This is a genomic window from Rheinheimera sp. ATLC3, from assembly GCF_059429535.1.
Genome location: NZ_CM182103.1, coordinates 3,656,512 through 3,674,414, shown reverse-complemented (window position 1 = coordinate 3,674,414; position 17,903 = coordinate 3,656,512). Strand labels below are relative to the sequence as shown.

The following is a 17,903-nucleotide window of genomic DNA, read 5'->3' as shown; positions in this document are numbered from 1 at the left end:
CGAACACGCAATCGCTGCGTACATTTTTGCTGTGACACGCCGTGAACCCATCCATGGGGGCTCGTCTCAGCCCGTCCAGGGCTTCAACGGTCACAGTAAAAAGTACATCCGCGCTTGCTTGGCTTGTGCCAGCCGGAACGCCAATGTCCCGAGCGACGAGGATTAACTGCTGAACAGAGCGTCTGTGGCAGGGATGCCACAGAGGAGCCTACAGGGAGGTATTTACGGCGCCTCTGTGTGCAGTTAAACCTCAGAGCCATAACCTGACTGGCATGAAAAATGAACAAGGGTAGTTATGAATAAAGACAATATTAACCAACTAAGCTGGCCGGAAAACCAACTGCTGCCAGCGATAGTACAGCATGCCATCTCCGGCAAGGTGCTGATGCAGGGCTATATGAACCCGGAGGCACTTGAGCACACACTGCAAAGCGGCAACGTCACCTTTTACAGCCGCAGCAAACAGCGGCTGTGGACCAAAGGCGAAAGCTCAGGCCATACCTTAAAGCTGGTTAGCGTCGACAGCGACTGCGATGCCGACAGCATTTTAGTGCTGGCACTGCCACAAGGGCCAACCTGCCATGTCGGTACCGAAACCTGCTGGCATGACAACAGCGCCAATAGCCCGCAACTGGCGTTTTTATATGACTTAGAACAGGTGATTAAAAGCCGTGAAGGCGCCGAGCCGGCCAGTAGCTACACCGCCAGCCTGTTTGCTAAAGGCGTAAAACGCATCGCGCAAAAAGTCGGTGAAGAAGGTGTCGAATCGGCCTTAGCGGCGATGGCTGGCGATAAAGAAGAGTTAGCTAACGAAGCGGCTGATCTGATTTTTCACCTGTTGGTGTTATTACGCAGTCAAAAACTGGAACTGAATGACGTTGTTAAAGTACTACAACAACGCCATAAATAGGTAGAACAGCGGCAGTTAAACTGTACGCTAACGGAACCAGCTTGCTGTACAGCAGTGGCGAAACATCGGGCAGCTAACTACACTTAAGCGTCATGACCGCGAAACCACCGCATTTGCACCGCGAGGCGAACCTGATCCAAATGTTGGACCCAATGTCCACCGACTGGAATCAGGCTCTGCCTGACCCTGATAGCACAGTAGCCAGCAAGCTGGTTGCTGCGCTGGATTTTTCCCGTTTAAACGCCCTTTTTGAAAACTTCCTGCTGGTGATGAATATCCCAATTGCACTCATTGATTTACAGGGCAAGGTGCTGGCGTCGTCACGTTGGCAAAGGGCCTGTGTACAATTTCACCGTCAAAGCGAAACAACATTAAAACGCTGCCTGGAAAGCGACTGCGAGCTGTCTAAACAAACACAGCACAGTAAAAACTACTCACTTTATCGCTGCGGTAACGGCCTGACTGATTGTGCAACTCCAATCATGCTTGAAGGCCAGCATATAGCTAACCTGTTTATCGGGCAGTTTTTACTTAAAGAGCCAGACGCGGCTTTTTTCCAGGCACAAGCAGCAGAAGCCGGCTTTAACACCAACGACTATCTCGCTGCACTGTCTGAAATACCCATAGTTGATGAAGAAAAACTTCCTGCGATGTTAAACATGCTGGCTTCGCTGGCGTTGCAGTTTACCGAGCTTAGCCTGATTAATAACCGTTATCAGAGCAGCCTGCTGCACACCGAACAACAAGTGCAGCAGCGCACACAGGAATTAATGCTGCAAAATCAAATTTTAAGCCAGATAAGCGAAGGCGCTGAGCTAAAAACTATTTTGCATAATCTGGTTACGCAGGTCGAACAACTGCACCCATTAACGCATTGTTCTATTTTACTGTTAGATGAAGACGGTAAAACCTTGCGCCACGGTGCCGCCCCTACTCTGCCTGATGCATACAACCAGGCAATTGACGGCGTCACAATAGGTATTGGCGTTGGCTCCTGCGGCACTGCCGCCTATACCGGCGAAACCGTCATCGTGTCCGATATCAGCACACACCCTTACTGGCAACCTTATCAGGACCTGGCGCAGCTGGCAGGCGTCAAAGCATGCTGGTCGCAACCGGTTAAAAATGCGCAGGGTAAGGTTCTTGGCACTTTTGCTATCTATCATGATGAAATAGCACAACCCTCAGCAGAGCTGCTGGAAAAAATTAAGGCATACAGCAACCTGGCAGAACTAGCCATCGGCCGCTGGCTTAGTGCGGCGCAGATAAGACGCCTGGCATTTTATGACAGCCTGACCGGGCTGGCGAACAGACGCCTGCTGGAAGAGCATATGCTGCAGGCAATGGCCGCCAGCCGCCGCAGTCAGCACTATTGCGGCCTGATGTTTATTGACTTGGATAATTTTAAGCCGGTAAACGACATCTATGGCCACAAAAAAGGAGACAGCCTGTTAGTCGAGATGGCGGCGAGATTACGTAATACGGTCAGGCAAGCCGACACGGTGGCGCGTTTTGGCGGTGATGAGTTTATCGTGCTGCTAAGAGATATCGATACCGACGTGATACGTAGTAAAGAACATATGCAGGCCATTGCGGCCAAGATTACACAGGAACTATCCCGCCCCTTTCCACTAACCGAGCATTGTATGCATCAATGTGCCTGCAGCATAGGTTTGGTGTTATTTCAGGGCGACAATGATTGCGATGAATTGTTACGCCGGGCCGATAGTGCGATGTATCAGGCTAAAAACGGTAAACTCAATCACCCTTGCTGGTTCAGCTAACGCAGCACTGAGGGCAAGCAGCGCATTAAAATGTAACAGGCTTTGTCGGCGTATTGACAAGGCAGGCTATGCCTAAGACTATAGCCGCATTCTGATAAATCAGGTTCTACTGTTTCACCTTTCTGTTAACCCAAAATAAATAAAAGAGTCGCTATGAAAAAATCCCTACTGATGCTGGCTGTTGCCAGTAATTTTGCAATGGCAGATGAAGGCATGTGGATGCCACAGCAACTGCCGCAAATTGCTACTGAATTAAAAGCCGCTGGTCTGGCACTGAACCCGTCTGACTTAACCAAACTTACTGAGTTTCCTGCCGCGGCTATTGTCAGTCTTGGCGGCTGCTCAGCGTCATTTGTATCGCCTGAAGGCCTGGTAGCGACGAATCACCACTGCGCCTACGGCAGCATTGCACATAATTCCACCCCCGAAAACGACTTATTAGCAAACGGTTTTCTGGCTAAAACAATGAAAGAAGAGGTGCCTGCCGCACCGGGCAGCCGTATTTTCGTGACCAAAGCCGTAGACAATGTCAGTGATAAAATCATTGATGCCAAAACAGCGAAGTTAAACGGCAAAAAGCGTATTGACGCTATTGAAGCAAACCAAAAAGCTTTGGTTGCAGAATGTGAAAAAGATGAAGGCCATCGCTGCACGGTAGCCGCTTATTATGGCAGCCTGGAGTTCTATCTGATTAAACAGCTGGAAATTAAAGATGTGCGTTTAGTGCATGCTCCCGCTGAAGGTGTAGGTAAGTTTGGCGGTGACACTGACAACTGGATGTGGCCACGCCATACAGGCGACTACAGCTTTTACCGCGCTTACGTTAGCCCTGAAGGAAAATCAGCTGACTTCAGCACCGAAAATGTGCCTTACAAACCGGATTTTCATCTGACGCTGGCCAAAGACGGCGTAAAAGAAGGTGACTTTGTTATGGCGCTGGGTTACCCGGGCCGCACCAACCGTCACCGCCTGCCAAGCGAAGTAAGTGACACCTTTGAATGGGCTTACCCTAATACGGTAGCGCATTATAAAAACACGCTGGATATTATCGCCCGCGAAACCGCTACCGATAAAGACGCTGAGCTTAAATACGCCAGCCGTGTCGCAGGTTTAAACAACTATATGAAAAACCGTCAGGGCATGCTGGACAGTTTTGCACAAAGCGATTTTTTACAGCGTAAAACGGCGGAGCATGCTGAACTCACTACTTGGGTTAACAGCAGCCGCGACAATAAAAAAGCCTACGCCGCAGATCTGAAAAACATCGAAAAGCTGTTAAAGCAGCGGCAGAATCAGGATCACCGCGACTATCTGCTTGATAACGCTAAACCGCGTTTATTAAACGTTGCAGCTGCGCTGTACCGTTTAGCGGAAGAAGGCACCAAGCCAGATGCCGAGCGTAAAGCCGGTTTTCAAAGCCGTGATTTACCGCGCTATAAAGCGTTTTTAACCGGCATGGAACGTAATTTCGCCGTCAGCGTAGAAAAGGCACTGGACTTATATAACCTGAGCCGTTATGCCGCCCAGCCAAAGAAGCAACGTGATGCCGAGTTTGACAAAGTCATGGGTATTAAAGACGGCATGAGTGAAGCACAGCTGAAAACTGTGATAGATAACTGGTATGCCAATACCGCGTTAACCGCGCTTGATAAGCGCATGGCTTTGTTGGATATGACACCTGAACAGTTTGCCAAAACTGACGATGCGTTTGTTAAAGCTGCGGTAGCCCTGCACAAATGGAGCCTGAAACGCGAAGCTGCAGAAGAAGAGCTGGCAGGTAAAATTCAGCAGGCTTATGCCAGCTACATGCGGGCTAAAATTGCGTTTATGCAATCTAAAGGACTAGCCGTTTACCCTGATGCCAACAGCACGCTGCGTGTTACCTACGGTAACGTGAAAGGCCGGGCACATGGTAACGAAGACGGCAACGCCTGGGCGCCGTTTACAACGCTGCGTGGTATTACTGCCAAAGCCACCGGTGAAGGTGAATTTAATGCCCCGCAAAAGCAGCTGGATGCCATTGCCGCCAAGCAGTACGGCCCTTACAAAGTAGACAGTTTAAACTCTGTACCGGTTAACTTTATGGCGACACTGGATATTACCGGCGGTAACTCAGGTTCGGCGGTACTGAACAGCAAAGCTGAACTGGTTGGCCTGGCGTTTGATGGTACGCTGGATTCCATCATTTCGGATTGGGACTACAACCCGGATAACACCCGCTCTATTCAGGTCGATCACCGTTTTATGCTGTGGCAAATGCAGCTGGACGGTGCCGATAATCTGTTAAAAGAGATGGGCGTAAAACAATAGAACTTTTTAAACGAACAGAGGTTTACTCTAAGCCAACCGTTGCAGGCCTGGATGGCCGAATCGAGCCCCCAGGGATGGGTTTACGGCGTGTTGGCGTGGGTAAACCGACGTGAGTATTACACCTTTAGCCGGCTTTCTTGCCGGCTTTTTATTGCTTTTCCAATAATTCTGCTGCCAGCCGGACAAAATCTGACGAGGTTAGTATCCCCTTCAGCTTATTGTTTTCATCTACCACCGGCATACAACCATGGCGGTTTTTAACAAAAAAGCCGGCCACCTCTTTTAGTGATTGCTCTGGCGCGACGGCGGCAAAATCCGTAGCCATAATATCCGCTACCAGTTGCTGCTTTTCTTTGCGTTCCAGCGCCGTAGCACCGTATTGCGCCATTAACCCCATTACTTTAGCGATCATAATTTTTTGCGTTAGCATGCCAACCAGCTCGCCACTGGTATCAATCACCGGGATATGACGGATATTTTTCCCACGCATTAAATCATGCGCATCTTTCAAGCTGGCATCACGGGTTACACATAAAGGATCGGCCGTCATCAGCTGCGCTACAGTATTCAGGGTCATAACATTCTCCGTTAGCGGTTTATCATGGTTATAACGCAAAAAGTAGCAATGGGCTTAGCGCTGGATCAAGTTTTCTGTTGCTGTTGTGGTGCAGAGGTAAATGAACTACCCAGCGAGGCAATAATAACCAACCCTATTGCTAACCACTGCCATATCGTTAGAAGCTCTGCCAAAATCAGAAAACCCGCCAGTGCCGCTATTGCCGGTTCCATGCTCATAAACACACTAAAGCTTTGTGAGGTCATATTGCGAAGCGCTATCATCTCTAGTGAATACGGTATGGCACTGGATAAAATACCCACCAGAAAGCCGAGCGGCAGTACCTGCCAGCTCAGCAATGCCGTGCCCTGACTTACCGCGCCAATCGGTACCAGAAACAATGCAGCTACGGTCATGCCAAGTGCAACAGTAATACCGCCTGAGCCTTGGGCATTGGTTTTTTTACCAAATAGAATATAGCCCGCCCAGCATGCTCCGGCGGCAAGCGCCATAACAACACCAATAGGGTCTAACGCGTCAGTGCCGCGCATATCTGGCAACAGCAGTAAAATGCCGGCAATAGCGCAGCCTACCCACAGTAAATCCCGCTTACGCCGCGACGAAAATAGCGCTACGGCCAGCGGGCCGGTGAATTCCAGCGCCACACCTATACCAAGCGGAATACGCTCAATAGCAAGATAAAACAGAATGTTCATGCCGCCAAGGCTTATGCCGTACGTCACGATGGCCAGCCAGTCGCGCCGGCCGGATGGTAATGCACGCCAAGGCCTGAATACCAGCCACAGCACTAAAGCAGAAAACCCCAACCGCAGTGCAGTAGTGCCCTCAGGGCCGATAAGCGGAAACAGCTGCTTGGCAACAGACGCTCCGGATTGAATAGTGACCATTGCCAGCAATACGCTGGCAACCGCGATCAGCAAGGCACGATTAACCGCTACAGACATAACATTAGAACCTGACAGGAAAACTCACCGTAAATGAGCCGCTATTGTAGGCGCAACGGCCGTTAAACGTAAGCTACGGTGCACCCTGATACATCATTTTTGCGTTATAACGGGGCATTTTACGCATCTTCCAGCCCTATACTGTAACGCTGACATCAGCCTGTCAGAAAAATACCATTTTCCAGCAATATGTTAAGTGCAATGTTGGTGTGAAAGCCAGGTGATGACGCTACTGGCATACAACCTGCTTTGTAAGCTGAAACGGCCCGTATGCTCACCCGTGTTTCGTTTAATATCTCAGGAGCATTGATATGACCGGACTCCATAACCGCAGCCATCCGCTGCGCGATATGCTGGATAAAGAGTTGCAGCAGCGCACCTTTCCAGCCCTGACTGCGCCGTGCCGGCTATGTCAGTTTATGCTGACAGTATCGCCGGCCTCACGTAGCAGTGAGCTTGCCTTTATTCAACAGTTAGCCAGAGCGCAGGGTAGCCATTTTAGCGATGCTGATAATGATATAAACCTGCCACTGTTTGGCGGCAGCCTGCGTTTTGAAAAGCATGGCGAGTTTTCCAGCTATGTATTTATTCAGAACGGCAGCGCCAAACAGCTATTTGATGACCCGTTGGATTTTCTGCCAACCAAAGACTGGCTGGACGATATCCCGGGTCAGATATTCCGCGTCGTGCAGCTTAGCGTGATTACCCCGGCGCAACTTAACACCTGTGGCAATATTGATACGCTGTTTAACCCGGATAATTGCATCAGCAGCCTTTTGGCCGGGCAAAAAGCCCGGATCTGGACCGACTTTCAAAAACATGCCGAAGGAGCCGGTCGTATGCTGTTGGTAGATCACGGCCTGTCACCTGCCGCACTTGGCCGCCTGGTGCAGCAGCTGTTCGATTTGGGCAATTATCGTAAGCTGTCATTGCTCGGTTGGCCGCTGTCACGCCAGGCGCTGGCCAAACTAACGCTGCTGGAGCAGCAGTTGTCTGACATTACACAGCGCATAGAACACAAACAAAGCGATGATGAGCGTTTGCTAAACGAAATTACAACGATGGCAGCGCAAACCGAACATTTAATTGCCGATACCAGCTCCAGGCTGCAAGCCACCGCGGCCTATTATCAGCTGACGCTGGACAGAATTAAAAGCCTGAATGAAACCCCTATTGAGGGTTTGCTATCACTACAGGATTTCAGTGAAAGGCGCTTAACGCCGGCGTTTCGCACCAGTGAATCCGTTGTGTTTCGCCAGAACACTCTCTCTGGCCGTTTAGGCCGCTCAACAGAGCTGCTACGCACCCGCATTAACCTGAAACTGGAGCAGCAAAACCAGCAACTGCTGGCATCGATGGACAGACGGGCTAAATTGCAGCTGAATATGCAGCAGATGGTAGAAGGTTTATCCCTGGTCGCTATCAGCTATTACGCAGTACAGCTGGCAGAAAAAGCCATTAAAGCACTGGGTTACTGGCTGCCACAGCTCAATACCCAGCTGTGGCAAAGCATTAGTGTGCCGGTGGTGGTTGTCATCGTTGCGGTGGTACTGATTTGGGTGAACCGGCAATTACACAGAAATAACTGAGTAAAGCCTCTACAATGCCAAGCATGCTTGAGATTTCGCCAGCTTAGTGCTTTACTTGCGATCCTTTCATGTAACGGATACAACAACGTGTGGCGCTTATTGGGTATTGTGCTGGTTATGACTGCGGTGCTGGCAGCCTCTGACGCTAACGCGCAGGATCAGGGTTTATCAGCAGACGGTAAAAGACAGCTGAAACTGTCGCCGGGCGATCCGGCCCGCAGCACGGGTGACGTAAAAGCCAAAACGCCGCCTGCGCAAATTGCTGTATACCGGTCGGTTAAAGCCGATGGCACAGCGATGTTTTCCGATCGCCAGCCATTGAACAGGCCTTATCAGATTGTACGTTATGACTGCTTTGCCTGCGATCCGACATCTACCGTGAACTGGCACACTGTACCCTTGTACATCAGACCTTATAATCAGCTGATTGCAAAGGCTGCTGTCGATTATCAGCTTGACCCAGCCCTGATCCGGGCCGTTATTCATGCTGAGTCATCATTTCGCCCTGCCATTGTTTCACGTAAAGGTGCAGTAGGGTTAATGCAACTGATGCCGCAAACTGCACAGCAGCTTGGAGTGCTGGATGCCAGTGCGCCGGCTCAGAATATTACAGCAGGCAGCCGTTATCTGGCAGACTTAATCAAACAATACAATGGCGAAGTATCACTGGCACTGGCTGCATATAATGCCGGCGCCAGCAATGTCAGAAAATACAATGGCATACCGCCTTTTGCCGAAACCCAGGCTTATGTCGAGCGGGTAGCTATTTTACATAAACGCTACCAGCAAGCAGGCTAGGACGGCGTAGCGGTATGATTTAATGCAGCTCGCATGATGTCTTTCCAGGACACTAAACCGAGCAAATGTTTATGCTCATCTGTTACCGGCAGACAGCCAATGTTGTGCTTCAATAATAATGCTGCAGCCTGCTTTATCGTACTATGTTCAGATACGGTGATAACCGGCGTAACCATCACCTGATGTACTTTGCGACTGCGGACAAATAAGTTTATTGCCGGATCACTGGCTGCATCCATTACCGGACTGATTTCGCGAAAATAATCTTTTACAGAGACTATGCCTACCAGACGATTGCTGGCGTCTGTTACCGGTACATGCTGAAAACACGCTTTGGCAAAGACTTCACGTAATGAGGCCAGGCTGGCATCGGCCATAGTGGTAATTAAGCGGTTTCTGTGCGTCATAATTTGCCCAATGCTCATACCTGCCTCACTCACGTTTGCCGTTAATCGTCGCTCTTCTCAAAACCTTCAATCGTCACACCAGACAAGAAGCCTGCGCCTTTGGTGTCGCCACTGCGCAGTTTAATCATCAGACGCAGATCGTTTGGTGAGTCTGCATGATGGATAGCATCGGCGTAACTTATACGGCCAGCCTGATATAAATCGTACAGGGCCTGATCAAAGGTTTGCATGCCAAGCTCACGAGATTTGGTCATCACCGCTTTAATTTCGCCCATTTCACCACGGGCAATTAAATCGGCTATTAAAGGCGAATTAAGCAACACTTCAATAGCGGCAACCCGGCCCTGGCCATCGGCAGTAGGCACCAGCTGCTGCGCCACTATGCCGCGTAAGTTCAGTGACAAATCGAACAGCAGCTTCTGGTGCATTTCTTTGGGCACCAAATGCATAATGCGGTCTATTGCCTGGTTGGCATTGTTAGCGTGCAAAGTAGCAATACACAAATGACCGGTTTCAGCGAACGATAAGGCATATTCCATCGTATCCTGGCTGCGTATTTCACCAATCAGGATCACATCCGGCGCCTGACGTAGTGAACTTTTCAGCGCAGCTTCAAAGGATTCGGTATCAATGCCGACTTCGCGCTGGGTAATAAGGCTTTTGTGATGCTCATGCACAAACTCGATCGGGTCTTCAATGGTCAGAATATGGCCTTTGGCATTTTTGTTGCGATAACCAAGCAGTGCTGCCAGGGATGTTGATTTACCGGTACCGGTACCACCGACAAACAGCACCAGTCCGCGCTTAGACATGATGACTTCTTTCATGATAGGCGGCAGACCAAGATCATCCACATTCGGAATTTTCGTGACAATTCGGCGCACCACCATACCAGCACAGTCACGCTGCCAGAATGCCGACACCCGGAAACGCCCTACCTCATTGGCAATCGCAAAGTTGCATTCTTTGCTGGTCATAAATTCCTGTTGCTGCTTATCATTCATCGCCGACAACACCAGCTTCAGTGACGCCGCATCCGTCAGTGGCGTTTCATCTATCGGCAGCAGCTCACCGTTTATCTTGGCGGCTACCGGCATCCCGGCAGTGATAAACAGGTCAGACGCTTTTTCGCTGACCATTTTTTCAAGAAAATCATCTAGCTGCATAGCAATTTATATCCTGCCCATGGCACCGAAAGTATTTTTATCCTGCGCTTTGGCAGCAGCGTCGCGTTGTGATACCAAGCCGCGGTTCACCAGATTCACTAAACACTGATCCATGGTTTGCATGCCATGCGCAGCACCCGTTTGAATAACCGAGTACATCTGGGCAATTTTGTCTTCCCGGATAAGGTTACGGATAGCAGGCAAGCCAACCATAATTTCATGCGCAGCAATACGGCCACCACCGACCTTTTTCAGCAGCGTCTGTGAAATAACAGCGCGTAATGATTCAGACAACATAGACCGCACCATGTCTTTTTCTTCACCGGGGAAGACGTCAATAATACGGTCAATGGTTTTAGGCGCAGATGTGGTGTGCAAAGTACCAAACACCAGGTGACCGGTTTCAGCTGCTGTCATAGCAAGTCTGATGGTTTCCAGGTCTCGTAATTCACCTACCAGAATAACGTCCGGGTCTTCCCGCAGCGCTGAACGCAAAGCGTTGCTGAAACTGTGGGTATCACGGTGCACTTCACGCTGGTTGATTAGGCTGGATTTGTTGTTGTGCACAAATTCGATCGGATCTTCTATCGTCAGAATGTGATCATGGCGCATAGTGTTGATGTAATCGATCATCGCGGCCAGGGTGGTTGATTTACCCGAACCGGTCGGGCCGGTAACCAGCACCAGACCACGCGGGTTTTCGGCAATGGTTTTAAAAATATCCGGTGCACCTAAATCATCCAGCGTTAATACTTCACTTGGGATAGTACGGAATACCGCTGCTGCACCACGGTTTTGCACAAAGGCGTTAACCCGGAAGCGTGCTAAGTTAGGTACTTCAAATGAAAAGTCTGATTCAAGATGTTCTTCGTATTCTTTACGCTGCTTGTCGGTCATAATCTCGTACACTAAGGCATGTACTTCTTTATGTGACAACGGCGGAATGTTCAGCTTGCGAACATCACCATCAACCCGGATCAGTGGCGGCACGCCAGCTGAAAGGTGTAAATCTGACGCTTTATGCTGCACACTAAAGGCTAATAATTCGGTAATATCCATGACAATTTTTACTCCACTTTGCCAATTAATATGAATAACATAGCAGAACAACTGAGCCTCGCCTATTACAACCTGAAGGAAAAATGCAGTGCTTTGGCTACAGACAGCAAAGCGGTAGCGTTGATTGCAGTAAGTAAAACTAAACCTGCATCTGCCGTATTGGCTGCCTATCAGGCCGGACAGCGTTTATTCGGTGAAAATTACCCGCAAGAATTAGTTGAAAAAGCGCAGCAGCTGTCAGACTGTCAGGATATCTGCTGGCATTTTATCGGCCCGTTGCAATCGAATAAAACCAAACTGGTAGCCGAACATGCCAGCTGGGTGCACAGTATTGACCGGCTTAAAATTGCACAGCGCCTGGCGGAACAGCGCCCGGCACATTTGGGTAAGCTTAAAGTGCTGCTGCAGATTAATATCAGCAATGAGCCAACCAAAGCCGGTATTTTGCCGCAGCAACTGCCTGAGCTGGCAGCAGCAATCGCGCAGTTGCCACAGCTTGAGCTAAAAGGCCTGATGGCAATCCCCGCCCCTGGTGATAGTAAAAGAGCTTTCGCCGCGATGCAGCAATTGTCTTTGCAATTGCAACAGCACTACCCGCAGGCAACTGAATTATCAATGGGTATGTCGGATGACTGGCCGCTGGCTCTGACTTACGGCGCAACTATGATACGATTAGGCACCGCAATTTTTGGTGCACGGGATTACAAACAGGAATGAATAAACAGATGAATGACAATATGGTTGCTTTTATTGGTGCCGGTAACATGGCCCGCTGCGTTATTGCTGCAATGGTCAATGCCGGATATCCGGCAGAGAATATTATCGCCGCCAATCGCAGCCAGCCCAAACTAACCGCACTGGCAGCCGATTTTGGCATTCAGACAACGCTGGATAACATCGAAGCCGTGAAAAAAGCCGATGTGATAGTGTTGGCAGTAAAACCGCAGATGATGCAGGAAGTTTGTGCTGCGCTGATTGAAGCCGCCCCGGAAATTGCCGAGAAACTGTTTGTAACGCTGGCAGCCGGTATTACTGCAGCGCGTTATCAGCAGTGGCTTGGCGATATCCGTCTGGTCAGAGCCATGCCAAACACCCCTTCGCTGGTTCGTCTTGGCGTAACAGGCTTATTCCCAACAGCGTGTTCTAACTATGAAAAAGCTTTTGTCGACCATATTTTCAGCGGTACCGGCATGACCGTTTGGCTGGACAGCGAAGCGCAAATTGATCACGTAATTGCCGTTACCGGCAGCTCACCGGCTTATTTCTTTTTCTTTATGCAGGCGATGCAGCAAGTGGCTGAACAGCTAGGTTTTGACGCTGTACAGGCAAAACAGATGGTGGCACAAACTGCATTGGGTGCAGCGACGATGGCACTAAACAGTGAACACAGCTTTGCTGAACTGCGTGCTCAGGTCACCTCAAAAGGCGGTACCACGCACGAAGCTGTAACCACTTTTGCAGAGCAAGGCCTTGAAAAAATGGTTTCTGATGCCATGTATGCAGCCATTAAGCGGGCGCAGGAAATGGCGCAGAGCTTGTAATAGCTAAGATTTTACTAGTTAACATGCGGAGTACCCGATGCAAGCTGTGATGTTTCTGATTGATACCGCCTTTAGTCTGTACCTGATGGTGGTAATACTGCGTCTTTGGTTACAACTGGTGCGGGCAGATTTTTATAATCCGTTTAGCCAGTTTGTGGTAAAAGCTACAAACCCGCTGGTTTTGCCGCTACGCCGCATTATTCCAAGCTTAGGCCGGCTCGATACCGCTACATTGCTGCTGGCCTATGCCGTAATGCTAACCAAGTTGCTTCTGCTGCAGGTGATTTCAGCCGGCCAGATAATACTGGTACCAAGTTTAATTTTCGCAGCCATCTTTTTAGTCAAAGAAGTGTTAACCCTGCTGTTCTGGATCCTGGTGATCCGCGCCCTGCTTAGCTGGTTTAGCCAGGGCCGCAGCCCGGTAGAGTACGTAATGTATCAGTTAACCGAGCCAGTACTGGCGCCAGTGCGCCGTATTCTGCCACCGCTTGGCGGGCTCGATTTGTCAGTACTGGTTGTACTGATTGGTTTGCAGTTTTTAAACATTCTGTTTAGTAACTGGTTTCCGGGCATTTAAATCTCAGGCGCTATACTTAGCGCTTAATGCCTGACTTAAGCAAGGTGAACTATGCGACACTTTATACTGATGATCGTGCTGGGTTTAAGCCTCAGCATGACGGCTGTGGCTGAGCAAAAAAAGCAGTTAGGTAACTGGGATGTGCACTATATTGCTTTTCCGGCACCGCTATTAACCCCGGAAATTGCTACTCAGTACAAGTTACAGCGCAGCAAATACAATGCGGTAGTTAATATTTCTGTGCTGGACAAAAACACCCAGCATGCGCAGAAGGTGGCTATTTCAGGCATAGCAAAAGACCTGCAGGGCCGGCAGCAAGCGTTGCAATTTAGTGAAATCACTGAAGGCGATGCAGTTTACTATCTGGCGCAGCTGCCGTTTCGGCATGAACAGCGTTTTAGTTTTTCTATCAACATTGTCAGCGGCAATCAGAGCCAGCAACTGACTTTTGACCAAACCTTTTACGTAGACTGATTAACGTTATGACAGACAAAATTGTGCTAGCCACCAGTAACAAGGGCAAGCTGGCGGAGCTCTCGCAGTTGCTTGCGCCTTTGCAGTTGAGCATAGTGCCTCAAAGTGAGCTGGGTGTTAGCGACGCTGATGAAACTGGTTTGAGTTTTGTAGAGAATGCCATCCTTAAAGCCCGTCATGCTGCGCTGGTAACCGGTTTACCGGCTATTGCTGATGATTCTGGCCTTGCCGTTGACGCCTTAGGTGGTGCACCAGGCATATACTCGGCCCGCTATGCCGGTGAAGCCGCAAGTGACGACAGCAACATCGATAAACTGCTGCAGGCATTAAAAGACGTACCTCAAGATCAACGCAGTGCGCAGTTTCATTGTGTGCTGGTGTATATGCGCCACGCAGAAGACCCGACCCCGCTGATATGTCACGGTATCTGGCACGGTGAGATCAGCCTAAGTCGCAGCGGCGAACACGGCTTTGGCTATGATCCGGTATTTTTTGTGCCATCAGAAGGCTGCACCAGTGCAGAGCTTCCCCGTGAGCGCAAACAACAGCTAAGTCATCGCGGTAAAGCTTTGTCTGAGCTGTTAAACCTTCTGACAAAACACAAAGGATAAGCGCGTTGTCATTGCAGTTACCACCTCTGGCGCTGTATATCCATATTCCGTGGTGTATCCAGAAATGTCCGTATTGCGATTTTAACTCGCACGCTGTTAAGCAAGGTATTCCAGAGCAGGAATACATCGCGCATTTGCTGGCAGATTTGCAGCAGGATCTGCCTCTGGTACATGGCCGCACCATCAGTAGCATCTTTATCGGCGGTGGTACGCCCAGTGTGTTTTCAGCCGCCGGTATTGGCCAGATTCTTACAGGGGTCAAACAGCGTATTGCCTGTACGCCTGATATGGAAGTGACAATGGAAGCCAACCCCGGTACCGTCGAAGCAGAACGCTTTGCCGGTTATGTCGCAGCCGGGGTGACGCGGTTTTCGATTGGTGTGCAAAGTTTTCAAAGCGCACAGCTAACAGCGCTTGGCCGCATACATGACAGCGACGAAGCAATTGCAGCGGCAAAGCTTGCCAAAGCCTTACCACTGAACAGTTTCAATCTGGATTTAATGCATGGCCTGCCGCAGCAGGATGTCACTGGCGCCTTAGCCGATTTACATCAGGCAATCGATTTAGCGCCGCCGCACTTGTCGTGGTATCAGCTCACCATTGAACCCAACACTGCTTTTGCATCCCGCCCGCCGGTGCTGCCGCCGGACGATACCTTGTGGGATATTCAGCAACAAGGCCTGGCACTGCTGCAGCAACACGGTTACCAGCAGTACGAAATTTCGGCTTACGCCAAAACCGGTCAGCAATGTCAACATAACCTGAATTACTGGCGTTATGGCGACTACCTGGGTATAGGTTGCGGGGCGCACGGTAAAATTACGCTGCCGTCACGCAACAGTATTTTACGCACGGTAAAGATTAAACATCCCAAAGGCTACATGGATATCAGCCGTGGTTACATGGATAGCCGCCAGCAGGTAGAGCCGGAAGACAGGCCTTTTGAGTTTTTCATGAACCGTTTTCGCTTGCTGGAGCCCTGCCCGATAAGCGATTTTACTGCCTTCACCGGCCTGCCGCTAAGCAGTATCAGTGCCGCGATTGACGAGGCTGAACGGAAACAACTTATCACGGTAACGGCATCGCACTGGCAAATTACTGACAAAGGCGCCCGTTACCTGAATGATTTGCTGACACTGTTTATCTAGCGGGCGCAGGCTAATTTAACAAAGCCCGCTGAGATAACAGAAGACTGTACTGCGATACTTTACCTTTTCATCTGAACCAGCTTGCGTAGAATAAAACCGACTATTCTAACGACAACAGCAGGAACCCCGATGAAACAGCATATTTTTACGCGCCGGGCCTTATTACCGGTAGCCATCAGCGTGGCACTTCTGGCCGGTTGCGGCCCACAACAAACGTCAGCACCGGCACCAACTACAGCGCAAACGGCAGCAGTAGCCAGCAGCGAATCGGAGAAAGCCAATAATCTGTTTGAGCAGATTTTTATGGACAATGTGCGCCGCAGCCCGTTATTGCAAACCCGTCTGGGTATTAAAGACGACTACGACAAATGGCAGGATTTATCTGACGAGCACTTTCAGGCCGGTTTAGCGCTGACCAGACAACATCTGACGATGCTTCAAGGTATCGACCAGAGCAAACTGGATGACACTACCCGGGTAAGCTACCTGCTAATGCAACAGGAACTGCAGCAAGAGCTGGATGATGCGAAATGGCGGTTATACAGTTACCCCGTCAATCAGATGTTTGGCACCCACTCTCAGGTACCAAGCCTGCTGATTAACCAGCACAGCATCAGTAGCGAAAGCGATGCCAAAGCCTATATTGCCCGCTTAAATGCGGTACCTGCGTTATTCACTCAGTTACAGCAGCAACTGCAAAAACGTGCCGATGCCGGCATTATCGCACCGAAATTCGTGTTCCCGATGGTTATTTCCGCCAGCGAAAATGTGATTAAAGGTGCCCCGTTTGATTCCGGTGAAGACAGTACTCTGCTGGCCGATTTTCGCAAGAAAGTCACTGCACTTGATATTTCTGACGCAGCCAAAAAACTGCTGTTAGACGAGGCCGCCGTTGCACTGTTGACCAGCGTTAAACCTGCCTACACCGGTTTAATACAGTATTTACAGCAATTAGAGCAACAGGCCGGCACCGAAGATGGGGTATGGCGTTTTAAAGACGGTGACGCCTTTTACAATAATGCCCTTCAACGCACCACCACCACCAATTTAACAGCAGATCAAATCCATCAGATTGGCCTGGACGAAGTGGCACGTATTCATAATGAAATGCGCGCTATTATGGAAAAAACCGGCTTTGATGGCGATTTAAAAGCATTTTTCAACTTTATGCAGACCGATCCGCAGTTCTACTATCCGGAAACTGACGAAGGTAAGGCTGAATACCTGAGGGATGCTACCGCCATTATTGACAATATGCGCAGCCGCCTGGATGAGCTGTTTCTGGTCAAACCCAAAGCGGAGATGATCGTCAAAGCCGTAGAGCCATTTCGTGAAAAAACGGCCGGCAAGGCATTTTATCAGCAGCCATCGATGGATGGCAGTCGCCCCGGAATCTATTACGCCAACCTGTATCGTATGAGCGATATGCCAAAATATGAAATGGAAGCACTGGCCTATCATGAAGGTATTCCTGGCCACCATATGCAACTGGCAATCGCGCAGGAGCTGGAGGATATGCCGAAGTTCCGCCGTTTCGGTGGCTACACTGCCTACATTGAAGGCTGGGGCTTATACACCGAAATGCTGCCAAAAGAGATTGGCCTGTATCAGGACCCGTACTCTGACTTTGGCCGCCTGGCAATGGAGTTGTGGCGCGCTTGCCGTCTGGTGGTGGATACCGGTATTCACGCGAAGAAATGGAGCCGCGAACAGGCTATTCAGTATTTGCTGGATAACACACCCAATACCCCCACAGCGGTAGAAAAAGCGATTGAGCGGTATATTGTTATGCCATCGCAGGCCACCGCCTATAAAATTGGTATGCTGAAAATTGTCGAACTACGCGAGAAAGCTAAAACAGCACTTGGCGATAAATTTGATATCCGCCAGTTCCACGACACAGTCCTGAAAAACGGTGCATTGCCACTGGATGTGTTGGAACAGATGGTTGACGAATATATTGCTAAAACCAAAGCATAACGGCTGCGTATGTTAAAAAAGCCGGTTT

The 17,903-nt window shown here is 49.8% G+C and carries 17 protein-coding genes; 12 read left to right on the top strand and 5 right to left on the bottom strand.

What is annotated here, in order from left to right:
* Positions 1 to 295: 295 nt before the first annotated feature.
* From hisIE to AC5SV9_RS17085, 3 genes are all read left to right on the top strand, one after another.
* Positions 296 to 910 carry a bifunctional phosphoribosyl-AMP cyclohydrolase/phosphoribosyl-ATP diphosphatase HisIE gene (hisIE, locus tag AC5SV9_RS17095; RefSeq protein WP_475148833.1) on the top strand — a complete coding sequence of 205 codons (615 nt, stop codon included), beginning with the start codon at positions 296 to 298 and terminating at the stop codon, positions 908 to 910.
* A 92-nt stretch (positions 911 to 1,002) separates the two neighbouring features.
* Positions 1,003 to 2,694, top strand: a complete 1,692-nt coding sequence (locus AC5SV9_RS17090) for a PocR ligand-binding domain-containing protein (protein WP_475148831.1) — start codon at positions 1,003 to 1,005, stop codon at positions 2,692 to 2,694.
* Positions 2,695 to 2,847: 153 nt separating this feature from the next.
* Positions 2,848 to 5,004, top strand: a complete 2,157-nt coding sequence (locus AC5SV9_RS17085; RefSeq protein ID WP_475148828.1) for a S46 family peptidase — start codon at positions 2,848 to 2,850, stop codon at positions 5,002 to 5,004.
* A gap of 148 nt (positions 5,005 to 5,152) precedes the next feature.
* Here the strand turns inward: AC5SV9_RS17085 and AC5SV9_RS17080 are convergent, their stop codons facing one another.
* Together AC5SV9_RS17080 and AC5SV9_RS17075 are read right to left on the bottom strand one after the other, a co-directional pair.
* Complete coding sequence (locus AC5SV9_RS17080; protein WP_475148826.1) at positions 5,153 to 5,581, bottom strand: CBS domain-containing protein; 429 nt, start codon at positions 5,579 to 5,581, stop codon at positions 5,153 to 5,155.
* Between the two features lie 65 nt (positions 5,582 to 5,646).
* Entirely contained in the window at positions 5,647 to 6,525 is an 879-nt protein-coding gene (locus AC5SV9_RS17075) for an EamA family transporter (RefSeq protein WP_475148823.1), read from the bottom strand.
* Positions 6,526 to 6,836: 311 nt separating this feature from the next.
* Between AC5SV9_RS17075 and AC5SV9_RS17070 the strand changes: the two genes are divergently transcribed.
* Both AC5SV9_RS17070 and AC5SV9_RS17065 read left to right on the top strand, forming a co-directional pair.
* The gene (locus AC5SV9_RS17070; protein WP_475148822.1) at positions 6,837 to 8,114 is read left to right on the top strand and encodes a DUF3422 family protein; all 1,278 of its coding nucleotides are present in this window, start codon (positions 6,837 to 6,839) and stop codon (positions 8,112 to 8,114) included.
* 87 nt (positions 8,115 to 8,201) lie between these two features.
* The gene (locus AC5SV9_RS17065; protein ID WP_475148819.1) at positions 8,202 to 8,912 is read left to right on the top strand and encodes a lytic transglycosylase domain-containing protein; all 711 of its coding nucleotides are present in this window, start codon (positions 8,202 to 8,204) and stop codon (positions 8,910 to 8,912) included.
* On the opposite strand, the gene AC5SV9_RS17060 is transcribed toward AC5SV9_RS17065, so the two are convergent.
* Genes AC5SV9_RS17060 through AC5SV9_RS17050 form a run of 3 tightly spaced genes read right to left on the bottom strand, consistent with a single transcriptional unit; the run spans position 8,909 to position 11,544 of the window.
* Entirely contained in the window at positions 8,909 to 9,319 is a 411-nt protein-coding gene (locus AC5SV9_RS17060; protein ID WP_475148817.1) for a CBS domain-containing protein, read from the bottom strand. The genes AC5SV9_RS17065 and AC5SV9_RS17060 overlap by 4 nt on opposite strands.
* A gap of 41 nt (positions 9,320 to 9,360) precedes the next feature.
* On the bottom strand, positions 9,361 to 10,485 hold the full coding sequence (locus tag AC5SV9_RS17055; protein ID WP_230818970.1) for a PilT/PilU family type 4a pilus ATPase: 1,125 nt from the start codon (positions 10,483 to 10,485) through the stop codon (positions 9,361 to 9,363).
* A 6-nt stretch (positions 10,486 to 10,491) separates the two neighbouring features.
* Positions 10,492 to 11,544, bottom strand: a complete 1,053-nt coding sequence (locus tag AC5SV9_RS17050) for a type IV pilus twitching motility protein PilT (protein ID WP_134056066.1) — start codon at positions 11,542 to 11,544, stop codon at positions 10,492 to 10,494.
* Between the two features lie 30 nt (positions 11,545 to 11,574).
* On the opposite strand from AC5SV9_RS17050, the gene AC5SV9_RS17045 reads away from it, so the two are divergent.
* From AC5SV9_RS17045 to AC5SV9_RS17015, 7 genes are all read left to right on the top strand, one after another.
* Positions 11,575 to 12,261 carry a YggS family pyridoxal phosphate-dependent enzyme gene (locus AC5SV9_RS17045; protein WP_475148812.1) on the top strand — a complete coding sequence of 229 codons (687 nt, stop codon included), beginning with the start codon at positions 11,575 to 11,577 and terminating at the stop codon, positions 12,259 to 12,261.
* Positions 12,262 to 12,269: 8 nt separating this feature from the next.
* Complete coding sequence (proC, locus tag AC5SV9_RS17040) at positions 12,270 to 13,085, top strand: pyrroline-5-carboxylate reductase (RefSeq protein ID WP_475148809.1); 816 nt, start codon at positions 12,270 to 12,272, stop codon at positions 13,083 to 13,085.
* A 37-nt stretch (positions 13,086 to 13,122) separates the two neighbouring features.
* Positions 13,123 to 13,662, top strand: coding sequence for a YggT family protein (locus tag AC5SV9_RS17035; RefSeq protein ID WP_134056074.1), 540 nt, complete (start codon positions 13,123 to 13,125; stop codon positions 13,660 to 13,662).
* Between the two features lie 51 nt (positions 13,663 to 13,713).
* Complete coding sequence (locus AC5SV9_RS17030) at positions 13,714 to 14,136, top strand: DUF4426 domain-containing protein (RefSeq protein ID WP_475148807.1); 423 nt, start codon at positions 13,714 to 13,716, stop codon at positions 14,134 to 14,136.
* 8 nt (positions 14,137 to 14,144) lie between these two features.
* A complete protein-coding gene (gene rdgB / locus AC5SV9_RS17025; RefSeq protein WP_475148805.1) occupies positions 14,145 to 14,747 on the top strand; it encodes an RdgB/HAM1 family non-canonical purine NTP pyrophosphatase in 603 nt (200 codons plus the stop codon).
* Between the two features lie 5 nt (positions 14,748 to 14,752).
* Positions 14,753 to 15,895 carry a radical SAM family heme chaperone HemW gene (gene hemW, locus AC5SV9_RS17020; protein WP_475148802.1) on the top strand — a complete coding sequence of 381 codons (1,143 nt, stop codon included), beginning with the start codon at positions 14,753 to 14,755 and terminating at the stop codon, positions 15,893 to 15,895.
* Between the two features lie 129 nt (positions 15,896 to 16,024).
* Entirely contained in the window at positions 16,025 to 17,875 is a 1,851-nt protein-coding gene (locus tag AC5SV9_RS17015) for a DUF885 domain-containing protein (RefSeq protein WP_475148801.1), read from the top strand.
* Positions 17,876 to 17,903 lie beyond the last annotated feature (28 nt).